21 protein-coding genes are annotated in these 20,760 nt (G+C 68.1%); 13 read left to right on the plus strand and 8 right to left on the minus strand.

The window, feature by feature from the left end; translation table 11 throughout:
* Positions 1-27: 27 nt before the first annotated feature.
* The 6 genes from ACFC0Z_RS28680 to ACFC0Z_RS28705 all read left to right on the plus strand — a co-directional run bounded on the left by ACFC0Z_RS28680 (position 28) and on the right by ACFC0Z_RS28705 (position 4,717).
* Positions 28-975, plus strand: coding sequence for a phosphotransferase (locus ACFC0Z_RS28680; RefSeq protein WP_376443833.1), 948 nt, complete (start codon positions 28-30; stop codon positions 973-975).
* Entirely contained in the window at positions 947-1,984 is a 1,038-nt protein-coding gene (locus tag ACFC0Z_RS28685; RefSeq protein ID WP_376443836.1) for a hypothetical protein, read from the plus strand. Before ACFC0Z_RS28680 ends, ACFC0Z_RS28685 begins: the two co-directional genes overlap by 29 nt.
* Positions 1,985-2,002: 18 nt before the next feature.
* Positions 2,003-2,818 carry a class I SAM-dependent methyltransferase gene (locus tag ACFC0Z_RS28690; protein WP_376443839.1) on the plus strand — a complete coding sequence of 272 codons (816 nt, stop codon included), beginning with the start codon at positions 2,003-2,005 and terminating at the stop codon, positions 2,816-2,818.
* Positions 2,815-3,591: a class I SAM-dependent methyltransferase gene (locus tag ACFC0Z_RS28695; RefSeq protein WP_376443841.1), complete on the plus strand. Its 777-nt coding sequence runs from the start codon at positions 2,815-2,817 to the stop codon at positions 3,589-3,591. Before ACFC0Z_RS28690 ends, ACFC0Z_RS28695 begins: the two co-directional genes overlap by 4 nt.
* A gap of 185 nt (positions 3,592-3,776) precedes the next feature.
* On the plus strand, positions 3,777-4,235 hold the full coding sequence (locus ACFC0Z_RS28700; protein WP_376443844.1) for an NUDIX domain-containing protein: 459 nt from the start codon (positions 3,777-3,779) through the stop codon (positions 4,233-4,235).
* On the plus strand, positions 4,232-4,717 hold the full coding sequence (locus tag ACFC0Z_RS28705) for an NUDIX domain-containing protein (protein ID WP_376443845.1): 486 nt from the start codon (positions 4,232-4,234) through the stop codon (positions 4,715-4,717). Before ACFC0Z_RS28700 ends, ACFC0Z_RS28705 begins: the two co-directional genes overlap by 4 nt.
* A 60-nt stretch (positions 4,718-4,777) precedes the next feature.
* Here ACFC0Z_RS28705 and ACFC0Z_RS28710 read toward each other — a convergent pair whose 3' ends face one another.
* The 4 genes from ACFC0Z_RS28710 to ACFC0Z_RS28725 all read right to left on the minus strand — a co-directional run bounded on the left by ACFC0Z_RS28710 (position 4,778) and on the right by ACFC0Z_RS28725 (position 6,514).
* Positions 4,778-5,302 (minus strand): hypothetical protein, encoded by a 525-nt coding sequence (locus ACFC0Z_RS28710; protein WP_376443848.1) that lies wholly within the window; start codon positions 5,300-5,302, stop codon positions 4,778-4,780.
* Positions 5,295-5,528 carry a hypothetical protein gene (locus ACFC0Z_RS28715; protein ID WP_376443851.1) on the minus strand — a complete coding sequence of 78 codons (234 nt, stop codon included), beginning with the start codon at positions 5,526-5,528 and terminating at the stop codon, positions 5,295-5,297. Before ACFC0Z_RS28715 ends, ACFC0Z_RS28710 begins: the two co-directional genes overlap by 8 nt.
* A 183-nt stretch (positions 5,529-5,711) precedes the next feature.
* Positions 5,712-6,161: a hypothetical protein gene (locus ACFC0Z_RS28720; RefSeq protein ID WP_376443854.1), complete on the minus strand. Its 450-nt coding sequence runs from the start codon at positions 6,159-6,161 to the stop codon at positions 5,712-5,714.
* The gene (locus ACFC0Z_RS28725; RefSeq protein ID WP_376443856.1) at positions 6,158-6,514 is read right to left on the minus strand and encodes a hypothetical protein; all 357 of its coding nucleotides are present in this window, start codon (positions 6,512-6,514) and stop codon (positions 6,158-6,160) included. Before ACFC0Z_RS28725 ends, ACFC0Z_RS28720 begins: the two co-directional genes overlap by 4 nt.
* 108 nt (positions 6,515-6,622) lie before the next feature.
* Here ACFC0Z_RS28725 and ACFC0Z_RS28730 point away from each other — a divergent pair, with 108 nt between their 5' ends.
* Together ACFC0Z_RS28730 and ACFC0Z_RS28735 are read left to right on the plus strand one after the other, a co-directional pair.
* Positions 6,623-7,069, plus strand: coding sequence for a hypothetical protein (locus tag ACFC0Z_RS28730; protein ID WP_376443858.1), 447 nt, complete (start codon positions 6,623-6,625; stop codon positions 7,067-7,069).
* 80 nt (positions 7,070-7,149) lie between these two features.
* Positions 7,150-7,866 carry a hypothetical protein gene (locus ACFC0Z_RS28735; protein ID WP_376443860.1) on the plus strand — a complete coding sequence of 239 codons (717 nt, stop codon included), beginning with the start codon at positions 7,150-7,152 and terminating at the stop codon, positions 7,864-7,866.
* 364 nt (positions 7,867-8,230) lie between these two features.
* Here the strand turns inward: ACFC0Z_RS28735 and ACFC0Z_RS28740 are convergent, their stop codons facing one another.
* The 3 genes from ACFC0Z_RS28740 to ACFC0Z_RS28750 all read right to left on the minus strand — a co-directional run bounded on the left by ACFC0Z_RS28740 (position 8,231) and on the right by ACFC0Z_RS28750 (position 15,968).
* On the minus strand, positions 8,231-8,416 hold the full coding sequence (locus ACFC0Z_RS28740) for a hypothetical protein (RefSeq protein ID WP_376443863.1): 186 nt from the start codon (positions 8,414-8,416) through the stop codon (positions 8,231-8,233).
* Positions 8,417-8,531: 115 nt separating this feature from the next.
* Positions 8,532-9,620, minus strand: coding sequence for a hypothetical protein (locus tag ACFC0Z_RS28745; protein ID WP_376443866.1), 1,089 nt, complete (start codon positions 9,618-9,620; stop codon positions 8,532-8,534).
* A gap of 540 nt (positions 9,621-10,160) precedes the next feature.
* Complete coding sequence (locus tag ACFC0Z_RS28750) at positions 10,161-15,968, minus strand: hypothetical protein (RefSeq protein ID WP_376443868.1); 5,808 nt, start codon at positions 15,966-15,968, stop codon at positions 10,161-10,163.
* Between the two features lie 722 nt (positions 15,969-16,690).
* On the opposite strand from ACFC0Z_RS28750, the gene ACFC0Z_RS28755 reads away from it, so the two are divergent.
* The 5 genes from ACFC0Z_RS28755 (at position 16,691) to ACFC0Z_RS28775 (ending at position 20,501) form a co-directional block, all read left to right on the plus strand.
* Complete coding sequence (locus ACFC0Z_RS28755) at positions 16,691-17,656, plus strand: restriction endonuclease (RefSeq protein WP_376443870.1); 966 nt, start codon at positions 16,691-16,693, stop codon at positions 17,654-17,656.
* Between the two features lie 169 nt (positions 17,657-17,825).
* Complete coding sequence (locus ACFC0Z_RS28760) at positions 17,826-18,578, plus strand: DUF5677 domain-containing protein (RefSeq protein ID WP_376443873.1); 753 nt, start codon at positions 17,826-17,828, stop codon at positions 18,576-18,578.
* Positions 18,579-18,741: 163 nt separating this feature from the next.
* Positions 18,742-19,344, plus strand: a complete 603-nt coding sequence (locus ACFC0Z_RS28765; protein WP_376443876.1) for a hypothetical protein — start codon at positions 18,742-18,744, stop codon at positions 19,342-19,344.
* 398 nt (positions 19,345-19,742) lie between these two features.
* Positions 19,743-19,961 carry a hypothetical protein gene (locus ACFC0Z_RS28770; RefSeq protein ID WP_376443877.1) on the plus strand — a complete coding sequence of 73 codons (219 nt, stop codon included), beginning with the start codon at positions 19,743-19,745 and terminating at the stop codon, positions 19,959-19,961.
* A gap of 45 nt (positions 19,962-20,006) precedes the next feature.
* Positions 20,007-20,501: a hypothetical protein gene (locus ACFC0Z_RS28775; RefSeq protein WP_376443879.1), complete on the plus strand. Its 495-nt coding sequence runs from the start codon at positions 20,007-20,009 to the stop codon at positions 20,499-20,501.
* Positions 20,502-20,578: 77 nt separating this feature from the next.
* On the opposite strand, the gene ACFC0Z_RS28780 is transcribed toward ACFC0Z_RS28775, so the two are convergent.
* Positions 20,579-20,740, minus strand: a complete 162-nt coding sequence (locus tag ACFC0Z_RS28780) for a hypothetical protein (RefSeq protein ID WP_376443882.1) — start codon at positions 20,738-20,740, stop codon at positions 20,579-20,581.
* Positions 20,741-20,760 lie beyond the last annotated feature (20 nt).

Genomic DNA, 20,760 nt, shown 5'->3' on the forward strand with positions numbered 1-20,760 from the left:
AATGACTAGATAGCGGAAGAGGTCAACATGGGAAGCACGGATTGGGAGTTCGTGAAGAGCCGCACAGCCGCGATCGGGGCCGTGTGGCGGTCGGCCGACGGGCTGACGTACAAGAGGACCGGCGGTGAGGACGTCGCTGAGGAGGCCGCCTTCCAGCGCCGGATCGGTGCCCTTGGGTACCCGGTTCCCCAGGTCGAGGCGGAGGGTACGGAGGGCGACTCGCAGTACTTCGTCGAGAGGTCCCTGGGTAAGCACTCTCTCCACGACCTGGCGGTGGCCGCTGTCGCCGGGACGGCGGGCCCGATGCCGGACGACGTGGTCGGCGCGGCCGCCTCCGTGTCCGGCAGGCTGCTGGTCGCGCAGGCCGAGAACTCCGTCATCCCGGCCCCTGGCACCATGGCCGACTGGTTCCGGCAGGCCGGTTTCACCGACAACGTGTTCCAGGAGAACCCCGACTTCGACACGGACCGCGTCCACGGGATCATCGCCACGGCCTTGAAGCGGTTGGCGAACGTACCCGTGTGCTGGGCCCACCTGGACTACGGGCTGCCGAACGCGTTCCCCGGCGGCGTCATCGACTGGCAGCACCACGGTCTGGCCCCCCTGGGGTACGACGTGGTGCCCATGCTCGACATCATCGCCTTCAAGGGCGGCGGCAAGGGCTACACCGCCACGGCCGCCCAGCGCGCCCGCTACCTGACCGCCCTCGACGACGTCAGCACCACGGCGGCCGGTTTCCCGGTGAGCGAGCACGCCGGCGAATTCCTGCTCGTCAAGGCGTTCTTCTTCCTCGCGCTCATGCGGCCGGCCGACGAAACCAACGCGGCCAAGGTCAGCAAGTGGCGCTACCGCCGCGCGCTTCTCACGAGGGGACTCGACCAGTATGAGCAGGCCGGAAGCATCGACACAGCGGCCTTCCCCACTTTCGACCAGTTCGCGGCCGAGCTTGGGGACCGCGTTACCGGCCGTCCGTGACCGCGACTACCTTCTCGACCGCCACGGCGTCATCTTCAAGGTGATCGGGGACGTGCACCCGGGCAGCCACTACCTCGGCTACGTGAAGTACTACCCGGACGAGAAGGGCGACCGGCAGTTGTTCGGCCGGCGATACCGGCAGAACACCGTGGTCTCCAAGGCGTTCGGAATCCTCGCGGACCGGCCCGAGTGCTACGTGTACTCGGACGCCGTGGGGTGCGTCATCACGGGCGTTCCCCGCGAGGACGTGGTCACTCACTACTCGTGCCGCCACGCCTTGACCGCCCTGCACCAAGCACCGGAACTCCTCGGCGACTTCGAGGTGAGCCGGGACCTGCTGGCCATCGTGAACGCGGTGGTGGAGCGGGGAGCGCAGGATGCCGTCGGCATCACCGGCTCCTTCCTCGTCGGATGCTTCAACGCCCGCTCCGACGTAGACCTCGTGTGCTACGGAGCGAGAGGGTACGAGATCGCACGCGAGCTGTTCGCGGACCGGTCGCTCATCCGCCCGTACGAGGGCGACGACCTCACCCAGCTCTACCTGCGGCGCGCGAAGTACATGACCGGCAGCTCCTTCGAGGTCCTGATGAAGCAGGAAGCCCGGAAGCTGCAAGGACTCACGGCGAGCGCGGGCGCCCACATCAACTGCGAACCCTTGCGCGACGACGGCGACCGTACGTTCACCGGCGTGACCACGAAGGAAGTGGGGGCTATCAGCGTCCTCGCCCGCGTCACCGACGACTCCCAGGGACTCGCGACCCCGGCCCTGTACGAGGTCGCGGTGGAGGCCGTCACGCACGCGACCGTGGACGACCCCGAGGTGTTCGCCCGGAGGATCACGCACGTCCGCTCCTACCTCGGGGCCTACACCGGCGCCTTCCGTACCGGTGATGTCGTCTACCTGTCCGGGAAGCTCGTGCACATGCGCACCGGTGACGTGTCCGGCTTCGGCATCGAGCTGACGCCCTGGACCGACGCCGAGTCCTACCTGGCCAACCTCACGCAGTGAACCCACCGGAGGAGTGCGATGTCCGACCCCAGCCGACTGTTCGCTTCGACCGCCCACTACTACGCCCGCTACCGCCCCTGGTACCCGGCCGAGCTCTTCGCCCTGCTCAAGGATCACTTCGGCCTGGACGGCACGCAGACCGCTCTGGACCTCGGGTGCGGGCCCGGCATGGTGGCCCTCCCCCTCGCCCCGCTGGTCGCCCGCGTCCACGCCGTGGACCCCGAGCCCGGAATGCTCGCCGAGGGCCGGCGCCTTGCCGACGAGCGCGACGTCCGGAACATCGCGTGGACTCGCGGAGACTCCACCGGACTCCCCAGCCTGGGCCTGCCGCCCATCGACTTGTGCGTCATGGCCAAGTCGTTCCACTGGATGAACGGTCCCCAGGTCTTGGCCGACCTCGGCACCATGGTCACCGCTGACGGTGGCGTGGTCGTTGCCTCGGCCGGACCGCCGGGGACCACGCCCCTGCCCGGCTGGGCGCACGTCATCGCGGACGTACGCACCGCGCACCTCGGGCCCGTGCGCCGCGCCGGAACCGGCGTCTACCCCGAACCCACCGACAGCTTCCACGAGACGCTGGAACGCTCCCCGTTCCCGTACGTCTCCACCACCACCTTCGAACAGCACGTGGAACGCACCCTGGACGAGCTGGTCGGCATCCAGTTCTCCAACTCGTACTCCACCACTGCACAGCTCGGCGACGACAAGGACCGCTTCGAGGCCGACCTACGTCGCGCCCTTATCGAGCACAGCCCGGACGGCCTGTTCCCCGAGCTGATCCGCACCGAGGTGCTGATCGCGACCCGCTACCGGAAAGAGAGGAAGCCCGCATGAGCGCCTTCGCCTCCGCCGCGCCCTACTACGCCCGCTACCGTCCCGCCTACCCGAGCGAGGTGTTCGAACTCCTCGTCAACCGGTTCGGCCTGGACCGGACACAGACCGCACTCGACTTGGGCTGCGGCACCGGTGCGGTCGCGATCCCGCTCGCCCCGCTGGTCGGCAGCGTGATCGCGGTGGACCCGGAACCTGCCATGCTCGCCGAGGCACAGCGCGCGGCCCACCAACACGTCACCCAGGGCATCCAGTGGCGGCTGGGCAACTCGGCCAATCTCGGGGAACTGAATCTCCCCCCGATCCACCTGTGCACCATGGGTAAGTCCTTCCACTGGATGAACCAGTCCCAGGTGCTGGCCGACCTGGACGGCGTGATTACCTCGCACGGCGGCGTGGTACTCCTGTCAGGCGCCCACACGGCGGACCGGCCCGCCTGGCTCACGGTGATCGACGAAGTCGCCACCTCCCACCTCGGCCCTGACTACCGCCGACGCCACGGTCCCGCTCGGCATCCAGCCGAGGAACGCGAGTCCACCCTCGCCCGCTCGCCGTTCAGCCACGTCGAGACCACGGTCGTGCCCCAGCACTTCCACCGCACCCTGGACGAACTGGTCGGCCTGCAATTCTCCTTCTCCTACTCCAGCCCGCACGTGCTCAGCACGAAGAAGACCAGGTTCGAGCAGGACCTCCGCGCCGCCCTGCTCGACTTCGACCCCGCCGGGATCTACCGCAACACGGTCCACATCGAGTGCACCGTTGCCACGAGGCCCTGACGCGCGAAGTAGGACGCGGGCTCCCTGCCCGTCTCACCACGGCCAGGCCGAACCGGGCCTTGTAGCGGGGCGCCTCCCAGGAGAGGGGGTGGGCTCCGCCGAGCCTTCCACACAGCGACCGATTTCGAGCTCGCGAGCCGGGCAGAACCGACTCGACGCCGCCGCCTCGACATGAAAGGTCCCGCATGACCACGTTCACGCGCCCCGAAGGCACGCTCGTATTCCTCATCGCCCCACGCCGCGAGCTGGTGATGATGCACCGCGACAAGGAGGGCAGTCACTGCTGGCCGGACTACTGGGGCGTGCTCGGCGGAAAGCCGGAGGTCGGTGAGACCGCGCTGGAGACCGCGCTGCGCGAGGTCCGCGAGGAGGCCGGCCTGGACCTGACGGAGCTCCACGAGATCGACGTCGTGTTCGCCGAGGAGCCGTACGAGATCCTCCCCGGCACGCAGGAGGTCAGCAAGCGGCCCCCACACGTCTTCTGGAAGCTGTGGAGCGGCACTGCTGACAACCTCGTGAAGGGGGACGAGGGCCAGGCGCTAGGAGTGATCCCGGTCGACGACGTGGTGAACATGAAGGTGCCGCCGTACATCCTCGTCTATCTGGAGCAGGTGCTCGCCCGCTTCGAGGAGGTCACCGCGTGAGCCCGAAGTGGCTGCCGCCCGAGCAGTACATCGAGACCATCGCCCGCGCCACCTCATACGCCTGCTTCTACTTCACCGACACCGACGGCCGCCCGGTACAGCTCCGCTCCACTCGGAAGGCCGAGATCTGGCAGTGGCCTGGCGGGAACATGGACCCGGGTGAGACTCCATGGGAGTGCGCGCTACGTGAGTGCTGGGAGGAAACCGGCATGGTCTTCGAGGGCGAGAAGAAGCTCCTCGGCACGCAGTTCCTCAGCCCCGGAGACGGCTGGCCCGTCAACCACATCGGCTTCGTCTTCGACGGCGGAACACTCACCGACGAACAGATCAACAGCATCGTGCTCGACCCGGAGGAGCACACGGAGGTTCGCGTGCGGACGCTGGAGGAGTGGGAGCGGGAGATGACACCGCGGAACTTCGCACGACTCCACGCTGTCGACACCGCCCGTCGGGCCGGGGCCGTCGCCTACCTGGAACGCTAGCCGTCACGCCCGTGCCCCCCTACCGACTGACCGAGAGGGGGGCACGGCCACGTCCGCGCTCTACTCCAGCCACCAGGGCGCCCAACCGCACGCGGCCTCCGGGAGCTCCGGTTCGGTCAGCGGCTTCGGCATCGGCCGGCGGTTCCAGGGAGCCGTAAGCTCACGTTCCTGGCGTTGCTGAACTGTCAGGCGGTTGGCGGGGTGGTTGATCACGCTCATGGGTGTCCGCACGCTGAACGGTGCCGGGCCCGCCCAGTCGGGCCGCCCTTCGTCCTCCTGGGGCTCGCGGCTGCGGAGCCGGTCCAGGACGCTCTCCTTCTCCAGCTCGTACGCGGCCTTCCCACGGCGAGTCGTCCACGCCTCGTAGGGGGCCTCGTCCACCCAATACACGGGCGCGCCCGTCGTGGGGTCGTGGACCGCCACAGGGGTGATCATCCAGGCGGGCGGCTCCAGGCTGTATGGGGCCGTCGGTGAATCCGGCGGCGGCTCGGCCAGAATCGCCTCCGCGTACTCCCGCCGCGCCGACGTCCCGAGCACCGGCACATGCCGCAGCACCCGCCGTGCCGCCTTACGCCGCCTACCCACGGCCGTCGTCCTTCCTCACGATCCGGACGAGCATGGGGTAGTCGTCCTGACGCCGTCGTCGCGGTGAGGGAGCCTGCGGGCGGGTGAAGTCGACGACCCGCTTCTCCGGCAGCGCCTCGGCCTCGCGCAGCATCTCGTACTCGCTTCGAGCCTCCGGGGTCGTCAGGTCGATGACCAGGTCGGTGTCGGACCGACGCCGGCGAAGGAACTCAGGGAGAAGCATCATGCCTCCTGGAGATCACCGCTGGCGTGGCTCGACATCCACACCAGCGGAGTGGGTAACAACATCAGAGGGGCCCGCGGCGGCCGGGACGGGAGTGGAGAACGAGCGGGTAACTCGGGCTCTTCAACTCCCCAGGCTCGACGGGCTCGGTGAGAACTCGTCTCCCGCACCCGGCCAGCGTGGGCTTCACGCGTCTCGCGCGTTCAGCTCGGCGGCCACGTCATGCCACGGGCCCGCCGGGATGAGGATGGCCCGCCAGGGCCGGTTGCGGCCGTCCCGCAGGATGCGCAGCGCCGTCCACGACGTCAGCGTCTCCACGTCCCGGGAGAGCGAGCTGGAGGGCAGAGCGATGCCGTTCAGCTCTCGTCCGCTGGGGAGGTAGAGGTCGACGACAGCGGCCATAAGCCATCGGCTGCCGTTGTGGCCCCGCTCGAACCGGTCGAACCGTAGGAGCGCGTTGCCCTGGTCGACCTTCCACCAAAGCGTGCCCGAGGCGAAGAAGCAGCCGTCCGGGGCGTCGTACACCTTGACGCCCGGCATGACGCGAGCCGCCGGCCCGGCGCTCGGCGGAGGAGCGAACCCGTCGTGCAGGTAGCGGTAGGCCGTCGCCCACTGCGGCGGCGGTGCGGTGGTCACCAGACGTCCGAGTAGGCCGCGGCCGGACGCTCGGCCCGCCACGCGGTGGCCTGGTCCGGGTTCTGCTCGACACCAGTCAGCGCCCCACGGGAGCAGCGCCATCCGGTGTTGAGGTAGCGCTGGACGGCGTACTCGTGGCTGGCGGCACGAACGTGGTCGAGGTTCAGGTAGCTCATGGCCGCGCCGGCGGCGCGGTTCCGCTCAGTCTTCGCCCGCCGCACCTCCACCCACGAGGCGGTGTTCCCCGCCAGCTCGGGGTAGTTCGGCCGCAGACTCTCCGCCGCCGCCTGCGTCTCGGCCTCCCGCTGCCGCTCCGCGTAGGCGCGGCTCGCGTTGATCCAGAAGTCGCTCATCATGTTCTCCTTTTCCGTTTCCCCCCTTTGGCGTTGTCCATCGTGACCTGCGAATACCACGCATTGATAATCGCGCCAGAGAATAGAGAAAAACCTAAGGAGGTTCACATGCGATACCGTGACACGAGTAGCCGTGTTCCGCTGGACGAGAAGCGGGCGACGCAGAAGTCGGTGACGAGGGATTCCGCGCTCCAGGAGAATCCGCCGACGTCGAATATCAGGAATATGAAGTCCGAGGAAGGATACCGGCCCGGCGCTTTCTCCAGCGAAACGGCGATCCACCCGGACATCGCCCGCCCCGACGGGTGGCGGCCCGCGGGCTCGTTCAGCGGAAGCTCGGTCAACGAAGACCACCCCGGGAAGATGACGAACGCATGGAATCGGCGCATGGTCGTAGACGACTGGTCCGATCACGACTACGCGATGGGCTGCTACACCGACCCCACCCACGCCTCGCGGTACTACCGCAGCGGCCGGCCCAAGCTGGGCGGCGCCGTGGTCCAGGAGTTCGGCGAAGGCGTCGAGGCCGGGTTCGAGGAGCCCCACGGGCGCTGAACAGCACGAAGCCTTCCTTGTCACGTGCGGGGGTGCAGGGAGGGCTTCACGTCGGGCTGCTGACTGCTACGTTCGGGCTCATGTCTGCCAAGAAGCACACCTGCGCCCTGTGCTCGGCGCCGGTGCGGAAGGCCACGGGCGAACACGCTGTACCTCAGCAGCTCCTCCAGTACCTCAATTTCGCCAATGACGTCATGTTGGGCGAGAACGCATACGACATGTACGCCATGACGCGTCAGGGGTCCACGGAGAAGGAGACGAAGAAGCTGGAGAACCGGCTGAGCGCCATCCGAGTTCCCTGCTACCTTTCTTGCAATCAGTGGCTGAATGAGACTTTCGAGAAGCCCGCCGCCGAGCACTTTCCGAAGCTGTTTGAGGGGCGGGAGCTTTTCATCTCGACTCAGGAGAAACTCGCGCCGCTGTCCCGCTGGATTGTCAAGACGGTCTTGATGAGCAACCACCCGAGGGTCCACTACACGGGGATGTCGCCCAAGGCCAAGGTCGGCATTCCGTACCCTGCCGCGGTCTCGGGGCTTCTGAACGAGCTTAGGAGGGTCGGCGATGCGCCTCATTCCCTCTCGCTCGTGGCAGCCCTGACGATAAGAGGTACGCGCGCTTCCCTCGACGCCACCGCTGACACGAAGCTCAACATGGGTGTGAACTTCGTGAGGCCCGACGGAGTACTCCATCTCATCGTGACGGACTCCACCGATCTGTCACTTAAGCACCCCGAAGGTGCTCTTTTGGTTGCTCGCGCGTTGTGGCCCGTCCATGCGGGCTGCGCTTCCTGCTCCTGACACCACTGAATTCCTGCCGAAATCGGGGATGCCAATAGTCTCCCGACGAGGAGCACTATAGAGACAGGTGTGCCGTGGCCTACACCCACGGGAGCCCTGCGCTTTCTCCTGCGAAAACCCCGCCCTTACTCCCGCTGGAGCCAACACCCCCCTGCGCTTACTCATGCGGAGCCACGCACTTGCTCCTACTAGAGCCAGGAAGGGCGCGCGGCACTCGCGCCGGCCAGGCGAAACAGTGGCCCGGCCGATAAATAGCCTGACCTATATATATTCCCCGGGTCCGGGAAGCTTGCGCCGACAGCAGGAAGCCCCGACGGAGTAATTCCGCGGGGGCTCTGCATAATATTTCCGCACGTCCGGAGATTTAAATCGGCCGGGCGCTGAACGCCACGAGCCCCTCAGCCCGCATGATCGGCGCGGTGACGTGCTGGCCGCAGGCGACGTAGGGCGCGACGTCTCGATCGGGCGTCACCTCCCACACGACCGGACTCGTGCACGGCTCGCCGGACAGGGTGGGGATGGTGCAGATGTCGGCGTTGATGTCGGTCATGAAGTGTTCTCCTCGTCGGCGCGGTGTCCAGGGACGTCCTGGTAGCGGACCGCGCGGACACCCCGCGCACCCCTCCGCGGGGGCGCCGGAGAATTCGTGCGGGCTCGTGATTTTCTCAGGCCGGCTCGGTGCGAGGTGCCGGGATGGTCGGGATCTTCGCCATGGCGTTGCCGTCCCACTCATCGCGGGGTCGGATGTAGCCATCGGCCACCTTGGAGTTGGGAGACCAGCGGCCCTGTTTGCGGATGGCCGCTCCGGACGCTCCGTTCTCGTCGGCGATGGTGGCGCCGCTGGCGCGTGCACCGTGGGCGGTGAGCTTGAGGCCGTTCTCGTCGTAGAGGACGCCGGCCTTCTCGGCGAGGGCCTGGATGATGTCGTTGACGCTCTCGGCGGACAGGGCCTCGCCCACGTTGCCCCAGCGGTCGATGCGGCGGAGGATCGCGCCGTCGGTGATGCCGACAGCGGCGAGGGCGTCGCGGTATTCGGTCCAGGAGGTGACGGGGTCGAGGAGATCGTCGCGCCGGGGCATGGTGACCCACTCGCCTTCGGCGGCCTGGTCGGTCTTGCTGCTCGCGAAGAAGAGTCGGACGCCCTTGCGGGGGACGACCACAACGTCCGGGATCACTCGGGCGGCGAATTCCTTGCGGCGGGTCATGGCCCAAACCGACCAGACGGCGATGAGTCGGTCTCGCAGGCCGCGCAGGGTGGTGGTGTCGCACTGCTGCACCATGGCGGCGAAGCCGTCGATGTCGACGGTCGCGGATTTCTTGACCCGGCGCCCGGTGTCGGCGAGGCGCTTCTTATGGGCCTTGATGAGCAGTCGGGCCGGCCGCGGGTCGGGGTGTCGCTCGACGGGGACGCGGGCCCAGGTGTGCGCGGCGAGGATCGCGGCGACGGCCTGACCGAGGGCGGATGCGCCGTACGGCTGCCGGGTCTTGTCGCTGGGGGTGTCGCTGGTGACCCTGATCCACTCGGTCAGGGTTTCGGTGGTCATGGGGAAGTAGGTGCGCCCCATCGCCGTACACCACACTTCGGCCTTCTTGAGCCAGAAGTCGTATTTCCGGTAGGTCTCGGGAGGGATAGCCGCTTTGAGTGCTTCGACCGTCTCAGGGCTCAGCTCATGATCTGCGGCGTTATGAACGAGAGGATGCGTTTCGTGACCGACGGGGAGGAGCTCCGCGTCGATGATGTCGAGCTCGGACATGAGTTCCTTTCCTGAGTTCCGGTAAGCACGATTACCAGGACTGAGCCGTACCTTAGTTGGGAAGTTGACGGTTCGAATGTGGAGTCCGGATCTTGGAATCCGACCTCGACCGCGGACACCTGGAGACGGACTCGATCCTCGACCGGACCGCGGAGTCGACCGCCGGCGCCGACGACATGAACCTCGACCCCGAATTCGAGTTCGCGGACAGTGCCTGTTGCGGAGGTGTCCTCGCCTTCCCCGTCCAGGTGTTTCTGCCCAGTCCGCGGTCGGCTGCGGGAACGAGAACGACGTCCCGCGAGCGCCGGAATCGCGGACGTGTGGGGGCGCTGTCCGCGCGGCCCGGCTCGCGCGGTTCGGCTGCCCCTGCCGCCTGCCCGGAGCTCGGCGGGGAGAGGGGCCCTCTCTCCCGCGCGTCGCCTCGGGGGCGGTGCTGGCCTGGCTGGGTACCTCAGCCGTGGCCGGTCGGTTCTCCTGCTAGCGGTCTCCTCGTGGTCGGGGCGGTCTGCGTGGCGGGCAGCGGGGCCGGAGCCCCGCCGGTCAGCCGACGTGCACCACCGCCGCGACCTGTGCGGCGGCGAACGTCACCAGGGCGGCGCTGGCGGCGAGGGAGAGTCCTTCGCGGGCGAGGCGGGCGGGGATGACGACCCGCAGCGGCTGCGGCTTCACGGGCGTGGTGGTGACCTCGGCGCGGAGGGTGGCGAGTTCGCCGGTCAGCTCCTCCCACGTCGGTGCAGGCTCGGCGTCGCCCTGCTCGCCGTGTACGAGGGTGCGCAGCTCCTCCAGCTCGCGGGCCACGTCGTCCCATGTCCCGACGGGGGCGAGGAGTGCGGCGGTCTCGGCGCGCAGGTCGTCCAGCTCGGCGGTCAGCGTGTGCCAGGCCAGCGAGGCCGGTTCGCTGGCGGAGCGGTTGGCGCGGGAGATCGCGGCGTAGTCGGGGCCGCTGTCGTCGATCGGCTCGGGCATGACGGCGGGGGCGAACCAGTCTCGCGGCTCCGGCGCGGCGGAGATAGTCACGGTGTGGCCCACGGGTTCGTTCTGCTGCTCCAGGACACGGCGCATCATGCGCCCGCCCGCGTCGAGCCGTGCCCGCTCCTCCCCGATTCCCCGGCAGGCCGTGAGGAGCTCCTCGGCGGTGTCGAAGCCGTCGTTGTTGATGGCGACGAGGTTGCGGGGGATGGTCGCCCCGGTGGTGGTCTCCCACTCGCCCTCGCGGATCATGCCGAACCAGCGGGCGCGGCGCTCCTGGACCTCGAAGGGGTAGCCGTACTGGTCGGCGAAGCGCCACCACGTGTGGCCCCAGCCGGGGGACATGGGCTCGATGGTCTCGCCGTCGAGGATCGCGGGCGCGCTCGGTTCCTGCTTCGCTGTGGTGCGCTCGTGGGTGCGCTCGGCCTGCTTCCCCTCGCCCGCGATCTTCCACACGGCCTTGCGCTGCTGCTCCGTGGTCTGGTGCAGCACCCTGGTAACGATCTGCTTCTCGATCTGCGCGACGGTCTTGGCCTCGGTGCCCTCCAGCCACAGCACACGGGGGTTGACATAGTCGGTGCCGTTGGGGGCGTCGTCCCACACAACCCGTACGCCGTCAAAGGTGCTGTAGCGCGTGGCTCCGGCCCTGCCGTGCAGCGTCACCCGCTGTCCCGGCTCCCACGTCGCCCGGCCTGTGGGCGGTAGCGGGGCACGGAATGGCGTGGCGAAGGTGCGGGCGGGAGCTCGGTAGGGAAGAGCGATCGACGTCCGCTGCCCTGCGGTCAGTGCGGCGCGTGCGGGTGCGGCCTCCAGGACCAGCGGGGCCGGTGCGGGCTCGCCGGCCGCGATGCTCTCCGTCTCGACGGTTTTTCCGAGGGTGCCGACGAGGGTGGTCGCGGACGTCTCCTGCGGGTGCTTCTTGCGTCCGTGGGCGCGCATCGCGAGCAGCGCCTCGGCGTCGTAGTCCACCGACGTGAACACCTTGCCCTTGCACATTTCATGCAGGCAGCGCACGGAGATGGTCCATCCGTTGTCGCCCTTGGGGCTTTCCCCGTGGAAACGGTGCGTGTCGCCGAGATCGTTGCTCTTCGTGCGGAACTGGCCCTCGGTGATCTGCCAGTCGTAGGCCATGCGCTCGAAGTGGTGGCCGTACCCGTCATCGGCGGCCCCCGCGTAGACGACGTTCTCGCCCTCGGTGAGCTTGGCGCCCGGGGTGGCCGCCGCCTTCTCCGCCCGCTCCTGAGCCTGTGCCTTGCGCCAGGCCACGGCGTCCCGCCCGCACGGCCACGCGTGGGTGCAGGGTTCGGGGAAGGAGCCGCACTCCGGGCGCGGGTTGCGCTCGCTCTCGTACGACCACTCGGGGGCAGACTCCGTGTCGGCAGGCCCGGAATCCTGCTCCTGGACCGCGACAAGCTCGCCGGCCGGACCCTGGGACGGAATATCTGCCGTGTCGGCAACGGCTTCAGTGGTTGCGCCGTCCTCGGCTCCGTGAACGGCCGGGTACCGCGCGGCGAGGTAGGCCCGCAACATCTCCAGCCACGGCACGCCCAGCAGCGTGCCCCACACGGCCGCCGACACGAGCGGGGAGAAGATGTCGCCGAGCTGCTGGCACTGGGAGGTGCGCGAGCCGGTCACCGGGTAGTTGCGCGGCAGACCCACCAGCGCGCAGACCTCTTCGATCGTGAACCGCTGCCCGGTCTGCGCGTCGTACCAGCCCCGGATCTTCGACGTGATGCCCGGCATGGTGCGGTCCAGGGAGAACTCATTGCCCCCGCTGGTCTTCCGCACCCCCCTCGTGTTGATCCGGGCACCCGGGGCCCAGCCGATCGCGGTCGACGCCATGGTGACGATGCCTGGCGCCTCGACCGCGTCCAGCACACGGTCGCGGTGGGCCATCATGATCGCCCGCTTCCGGGCAGACGGGGAGCCGAAGTCGGCCGCGTCCATGACGTCCCACCGAACGCCATCCCACCCGGCCACGATGTACTCGATCCCGATGGAGCCCTTGACCGACTCCGGCAGCGCGGACGACTGCTCGATGATGATCGACTCCAGCGGCGCCCCGGCAGCGATCAGCCCCATGCCGATCAGGACCGGGGCCAGCATCAGCCCAGCCGTGGGCGCGGTCATGTCGTCGATCCAGCTCCACATCTCCGACACCGGGATGTCAGCGACGTGCCCGTAGGTGGCCGTCGACACGTCCCCGTGGTGGCCGCCGGTCGTCCAGACGTTCCCGTACGCCTCGGCCACGTCACAGATTGCCGTCTCCAGGATCTCCAGGTTCTCCGCCTGGTGCCCCAGCCGCTTGCCCGCAGGCGACCAGTCCGGGCACGGCATCGTGAACACCGCCCGTCGCGTGTCACGCAGCGCCAAGTCAGACGGGTCAATGTCCCGCACGTCCATACGGATCACGGTGCACCCGGCCGCCTCAGCTGTCGCGCAGGCGTCCTTCGACGTGTCGATGCAGATCAGATCCAGCTCGGCCCCAAGCACCTTCCGCAGGCCCGCGCAGCCGCCGCCGCAGCCGCCGCACACGTTGATGCCGCGCTCCGGCTGGCCCTTCTTCCACGGGTACAGCCACCGCACCGGCCACCGCCCGGCCAGCTCCTGCCGCTGTTCCTCGGTCAGGGAGTCCAGCCACGCCACCAGCTCCTCGCCGTCCAGCTCCGGGCCTTCGGGCTCCGGCTCCCGCTCCAGCGCGTCGGGGTCCCAGCACTCGCACGGCCCCTCGCACTCCTCACAGGTCTCCAGGGCCTCGCGCTCCAGGGCCAGCCGCAGCGGCCGGGGCAGGTTCGAGGGCTCCTCGGCCACCGGCTCCCGCTGCTCCTGGTGCTCGACGTCGGCCAGGCCGCGCTGGATCGCGTCCGTGAGGATCGCCCGCTTCGCCTCCGGCAACGCCCGAACGCCCTTGGCGTTCAGCTCCAACGGCAGCTTCGTTGCGCTGTGCTCATGCTGGACGCTGTAGCCCTTCCCCTCCTGCCGCACGACATAGCGATGCCCCAGCAGCTCCGCCACGCACGGGAACGAGCTCTTCTCCGAAAACGCGATGTCGCGCACCCTCGGCGCACCCTTCGCCGCCATCCTCGGAGCCCTGGACGGCTTCGCCTTGGCCGCCTTCGCGTCCAGCTTGGCCCGGACCTCCTCGGCCTCCGCGTACAGCACCGCCACCGCGTCCGGGCGCGGGTTGGACTCCCCGGCCTCCAGGGCAGACGTCATCAGCTCGGCGGTGAGCTCGAAGAAGCGCTCCTCCCAGTCCGTGCGGGTCCCCATGTGGCCGCCGACCTTTCCCGCCCGCTCATACGCCGTCTCCCACGGGTTGCCCTCGTGCCCGTGCACCGCCGCCAACCGCTTCCCCAGGTGGAAGGCACACAGCCCGATCCGGCCCATCACGGAGCCGTCCTCGGCCAGCACATCCACCAGGTACCGGCCCGGGGCCTTCTTGTTCCAGCACGCGCCCCCGACCAACGCCGCGTACTCCCACGCGTGCCCGCACTCGGCAGCAGCGTCCTTGCCGTGCAGGGCGTCCGTACCGGTGATCACCAGCCGATCCGTAGGGATCTTCTCCAGACCAGCCACGGTCAGCCGGTGCACCGCCCGCTTACGGAACGCTCCGTCGACATTGCCGCCCGAACCCGCTTCGGCCAGCGAACCGCCCGCGTGAATCTCCCAGCCCCACCCGTACTTCCCGGCAAGCCCCACACGACCGAACCGCTCAATACGCCACGCGTTCGGCTCCAGTTCGGTCATGACCGTCTCGGCCGACCACGCCACCCGCTCGCCGTTGATGTGCCCGTACGTCTCCCAGACACGCGCAGCCCACGCCCGAGACTCGGAGTCCTTCCGGCACCACGCCACCGCCGCCGCCAGATCCTCGGCGTCGCCGTCCTCGGACTCCGCCCACCAGAAGGAGTTGGCGGTGTCGACGCCATGCCCCACGCACCACGTGTCCCGGCTGTGGTTCTTCTCCCACAGCCGGTAGCCATGCCCGGCCTTGGTCGTGAATGACCAGTCGCGCCCGTCGCCCTCGGCCCGGTGGTGCTCCCCCTCGTACGGCTCGACGCTCTCGCCGTCCTGGAGCTCGACGGGGAACACCGGCTCCGGCTGCTCCTCGCCGCCGTCGTCCAGCGGGCGCACGGGTGCCACGCGCGCATTGGCGTTCCCGCTCGACAGGGTGACGATGGACGACGCCCAGCCGCCCGCCGGGGCGTAGCCGAGCTCGGCGAGCATCCCCTCGACGGCGGCCGGGGCGACCGACGACAGGTCGGTGTACGCACGGCCCTGGTCGGCGAGGATGACCGGCCGCAGCTTGACGGGCAGGCAATCGCCGCACGCGCAGACCAGGCGCAGGCCCACGCCGAACGTGCGGTCGTGGACGAGCTGCACGATGCTGGGGACGGCCGGGCACGGTTCCGGCTCCTCGAACGCCCACCGCGCCCACTCCTCCGACGCCCACCCCTTCTCGGCCAGCCACGCCCGGTAGGTCACTGCGTAGTCGTCGCCCCGGTGGTGCTTCTCGGCCCAGTCCTCCCATCCACGGTGCGGGATGTGGTGCCCCGCGTCGTTCATCTCCTCGGCCCACGCTTCCGCGCCCCGGAAGATCACCAGTCGGCGCGCGTCTTCCTGGAGATCAGCCGCGTACGTCTGCTCTTCCGCGTCCAGCGGCAGCACGCGCAGCGATTCGACGGCGCATCCGGCCGCTTCCGCAGCGTGCTTGGCACACGTCGCGCGCCCGCCGTCCAGGGAGTGCAGGCGCACGCCGTACGCGTCGCATTCGTCCTCGAAATTCCCGTCGACTCGGACGGTGCAGTTGCCCACCTCTACGGGCTGGGGGAGTTCCGAATTCTGGAGGTGCCGACGGAAAATCCGGCGCGGGATGACGTCTTCCAGACGCGCGTCACCCTTGTACGTGTCACGGAAGATGAGCCCATCGGACTGCCATTCGGCAAGCTCGTAATTCCGGGTCATGCCGACACCCCACCCGCCGCGCCCGGGGTGGAACAGATCTCCCCTAGCGGTCTCGGTCGGGCCGGATGCGTGCTCGACGCACACGCGCGGGAATAGCCCCTCCGCCTCTTCCGGGTCCTCACACGCACACTCATCCCCTTCCGGCTCGACCGCCACGAGACGCGTAACCGCCTCCATCGTGGCCGACAGGGTGTCCGCCGATTCCTTGCGGTCGACCTTTCCCGCCGCATCCCACGTCACAGAGAATTCCTGGTATCCCTCCAGCGTCTCCGTCCACACGGTGACCGTGAGTGCGCCGTCCGCCCAGGTATGCTCGACGTCCCAACCCTGGCCACCGGCAAGTGTGATCAGCTTTGCGGCATTCTTCGGGACGACCTGGTTCTGGGCAGAGCTCTCCCCTTGAACGTTCTCCACGCGAATTCAGCCTTCCTCTAGAAACGTCGCCAGGTGGGCCGGGGCTTGAGGTCCGGCGTTTCCCCCATTCTCACAGGGGAGCGGCATTATGGGTATAGGCGAGAGGGAATTCAAGAGGAAAAGGGGTGTGAGTAATTCCACACTCAATTTCTATTGCGCGAAATCGAATGTCCAGATAGGGATCGAATCCCTGCATAAAGGATGCGATAGCGCAACACCCCCCACCATTCATTGCAATTTCCTGAAAAATGGAGGCCTGGCCTGTCGCACGCGAATGGCACTCTCGCGGGAGGCAGTATCAAAATAGCCGAAGCAGTGGCCGGCTGACTGCGAATTGCGCTGCGGAATTGGCTAATGCGCGATCCGCTGCTAGTGTCGGAGCTGCTTCCTCCTGCTAGGTGGGGCACCGGCGTCCGCGGGCTTGAGCCTCTCCTCGGAGAGGACCGCGGGCGCCTTCTTCATGCGCTGGCACCAGCGGGCCGGCGAGGCGGTGTCCTTCTCTGTACCCACAGCCGTCAGACCTTCGGTCTCCCCCGATTCCGGCGACCGGTACGTCATCAACTCAGGCCACCGGCCCAGTCGTCGGCCCCGGACGGCGCTGTCTGCGTGATCACCTAGGCTCGTTCCTGGCATGGCACAACCCTGGGGAGGGACCTCTTATGACTGGGCATCGAACCGTACGACCCGCGGACCATTTCGCCCCGCAGGACGTCTTTCCCGGCATGGAGCTGGGCATGGAGGGTATCCGGCAACGCCTGGACATCGTCCACTTGAAGCTCCGCCGCATCCCCGAGACCTTCGACCGGTACGCAACTACGGCCGCCCACCCTCCGCAACACATCGTGTCGGAGCTTGACCGGGTGAAGTCGGAGGTGGACCTCCTGCACGGTGTCGAGAAGCTGGGCGGTGAACTCGGTCAGCTCACCGAAGCCACCCGTGAATCCCTCGGAGCCCTCTTGTCTCTGGACTCAGTGTCGCCACGTCGCAAGGAGGAGGCCGAGCGACTCCTCCTTGAACTGCATGGATCGGCCTTCGAGAACTCGTCGTTCTGGGAGATGACGGGCACGTTCGCCGAGACGTTCGCGTACGCGTCCGATCCGCTGCTCAGGGTCGGGGGAGGCAGTCTCTTCGTGCCGACCCCGCGCTTCGTCAAGCGGTACACCGATCACGCCACGTTCGTCCGGATCCTGTTTCAGGAGTTGCGGAACCGGTGGGCCGCGCTGCGGATCGTGGTGGAGGAGGCGAGGGAAGGTTCGCTGCTGGACGATCCGGCGGGACTGCCGATGGACCGAGTCGACGCGCTGCACCACTCCACGTTCGAGCAGCTCGTTGCCGATCTCCTGGACAGGGACGGGTACCGGATCGTGCGGTCCGGCGGGGGTTCCGGCGATCAGGGGGTCGACGTCCTCGCGGTCGACGAGCTCGGCAACCATCTCGCGGTCCAGTGCAAGCACTTCACCGGGGGCAACGGGCGCGTCGGGCAGCCAGTGGTGCAGCACCTCGTGGGCGGTTCCCATCCTCCCCGGACGCTGCCGATCGTCGTGACGAACGGGCTGTTCGTCGGCGGGGCGAAGGCGTGGGCTGAGGACGGCGACAGGGCCCGGCTGATCGACCGCCAGGCGCTCAAGCGCTGGAGCGAGGACGGGGAGCCGCTGAGCACGGTCCTGCGCGAGGTGATGTCCGAATAGCACGTCCGCGCGATCAGTGCCGTGAGTCATCCTGGACTCTCGCGCCCCGCCGGGGTTCACCCTCCTCAAGGAGCGGCCGGCGGGGCCTCCGCGCGTCCGGCCCACCAAGGCTGCGGGCCATGTTCATTTTCGGGTGCGCTGCGTGCGGCGGCTGGGGGATCGTTGCGCCATGAGCATCTCCGCCGAGCAGCGCAACGAGAAGGCGTACCAGGGCCTCCAGGAACTGACCGAGCTGTTGAAGCAGGACACAGGGCTCCACGCGCCCCCGTCCGAGGATCGCCGGCCGTTCACGATCGGGTGGGGGCTGGTCGCCGCGCTTCACCGCCAGGCGTGCGCCGTCGTCCTCCTTCACCGCAACGGGCTTGGTCACGAGGCTGCCCCGAACCGCCGTCTGATGATCGAGTACATGGCTCAGCTCCAGTGGCTGGCCCGGGACGGCGAGGACGCCGTGGACTCGATGAACAAGGCGTTCCAGTACAGCCACGGCAAGCTGCGCAAGGCCGTCGACACGGGCGGCGTGTTCACATACGACGACGAGGTGGCTGCCGCAGCCGACGCCGTGGCGGCGGCGGTCATCCCGCCGAACTCCGCGAACGAGTTCAACCTTACGACCAAGCTCCTGGGACGCCTCGGCAACGGGCTGCCCGAGATCTGGACCAGCGAGACGCAGCACTCCCACTCCGGAATCGCCGCAGCGCGCGTCTTCTTCGACGACAGTTCGGAAGAGGCCGTCCGGCTCTACGACAGCCCGCACTACGGCGATGCGCCCGACCCGGACGAGCTGTCTCCGTTCGTGGCGTTCATGCTGCTGTACTTCGGGATGGAGGCGTTCAACGACCTCATGGTCGGCGCTCCGTGGACGGACGAGCTCCAGCGCATCGGCCGGACGGCTGGGCTCTTGGACTCGGCGGCGGACGAGTAGTCGACCTGAGGGGGCCCGCAGTCGATGGCAAATGCCGGTCCGAGGTCATTTGACCTACCGCGGCCAAAGCACTTGCCACTGCTCGAAAGAAATCCCACCTCGGCTCTCCTCGAAACCCCGTAGCCTGGCCTGTTCTGCCATACGTGGAGGGGAGTTGGGCGGCGTGAGCGAGACCAAGGAGAAGTGGCGGCCGACGCAGCACGGCGCCAACATCGGTCACACGTCGGCGTGGATGGCGCACCGCAAGGTCGCTCTCGACGTGCACCGGATCCTCAGCGAGGACGATCCCGACCGTGCGGTCATAGACGCCCCGTACACCGTGATGGCACTCCGGCACGTGATCCGCGGCGTCCGCATGGCCCACGAGCACCTCAAAACCGAGCCGGCGAAGGAGCTGCTGCGCGAGGCGCTGGGCGACTTCGACAAGGCCGTGCCGGGCGGCAAGAAGGCCCGAGACGTGATCGAGCACTTCGACGAGTACGCCATGGGGATCGGCTACCTCCAGCAGCCAGGCGGGTCCCGTCGGGACAACACCCCGGACGACGACCTTTCGGAGCAGTACAACCACCGTCTCGAATGGAGGGCGGACGGCGAGGAGCGCCGGCCGGTGTACGTCGCGGGGCCGTTCGAGGTCGACCTGGTGGCGGCGGAAGACGCCGCCTTCCGGCTCGTGTGCAACACCTACGAGGCCCTGCGCATGGATGAGGGCAATCCGGTGCCGCCTGGCTGGACGTACGAGGTTCAGCGCGGCTCGCTTCGTATGTGAGGGACCAGTTCAGGGCTTCCGTACCTCACCAGCTCTCGGGAGTACTCGGCAACGCTCACTGAGACTCACGCATCAGCGCCGGCCGGATGGCTCTCTGCACTCCGGCCGGCGCTGCGCCCCCATGCCACACTCAACTCATGACCGGTTCGATCCGGCCAACCTAGCAACGAATTACCCAGCAGGACTTAGCAGTTACTAGCAGTTGCTCGCACGGAACGCCCCTCCAACCCGCGCGAACCCACTCGGACCTCGGCCGAACCCACCCGAACACGGGTCTTGGCGGTTTCCGCATCACGTCCTCGCCGCTGTCAGCCGGCGTCCGTACGCTCGCAGCACTAGCACTCCCCGGTTCTCGGGACGCATCTCCCCACCACGCCTTCGTCGAAGGGAAGCTCGTCATGCCTGCATGGCCCCGCATCATCTGCCCCGCCTGCCGCCGTCGCGTCGCCGTGAATCCGGACACCCGGCGCATCGCCGACCACAAGCACCCGCGGCCCCGTGAGCGTGCCCTCGACCTGGTCCTGTGCCACTGGTCCGAGCGCGAGGTCGAGCTGGGTGGGGTGATGTTCCTTCCGTTCGACGAGGACGAGCCGGTGAAGGAGGAGACACTTTTCTGAGCCGGTCCGGAACGCCTGCCGGACCAGCGGCTTAGAGTGCCCGCCATGACAACAGAACAGGCACCGGTTCCCGACCGGAGCGACGTCGAGGCAGCCCTCGGACGCATGGTTTACCAAGCGGCCTCCCTGGAGACGGTGATGCGCTTCTCGGGGGAGATGCTCTCGGCTACAGAACAAGAATCCAAGGCACTCGTGAACAAGACGGCGGGGACGCTGCTCCCCGCTGTCCAGGCCATCGTCGACGGGCATCCCCAGGTCACCGAAGCCGAACGAGGTGAACTCGCAAGGATCATCGCCGATGCTGGCCCTCATCTGACCAGCCGCAATACATACATACACGGAGCGTGGGGTGAGGTCGACGGCACGCTCATGGCGATAAACCGGAGGAAGAACGGCTTCCGCACGCGTCCACTGGTCGTCACCGACCTGGACGTCCTCTCAGGCGTGCTACAAGAGCTCGTGAACCGCACGTTCGAATGGCTCTACCCGGTGCTGCAACGCACGCACCCCGACGTCTTCGGCGGCGACGCGTCGGCGTAGGCGACATCCTCCGGCCGGAGTAAGTGTGAGCCGGCCCGCGCGATTCCGAAGACGTTCACGGTGCCGGTCGGGGGGGATCAGTCTTCGAGGCGGACGCAGAACTTCGAGTCGCTGTCGAGGACCACGTAGCCGGGGCGGCGAGTTTCGTAGGCGCCGGGTCCGACGCCGAGAAGGGCGATCTGCGCGAGGAATACGGCGGTGTCGTAGTCCTCGGGCATCTGCTCCGGGTGATCGGTCACACGTTCCCCTCGGGTCGTCC

The sequence above is a fragment of the Streptomyces sp. NPDC056144 genome, from assembly GCF_042264145.1.
Taxonomy (GTDB): domain Bacteria; phylum Actinomycetota; class Actinomycetes; order Streptomycetales; family Streptomycetaceae; genus Streptomyces.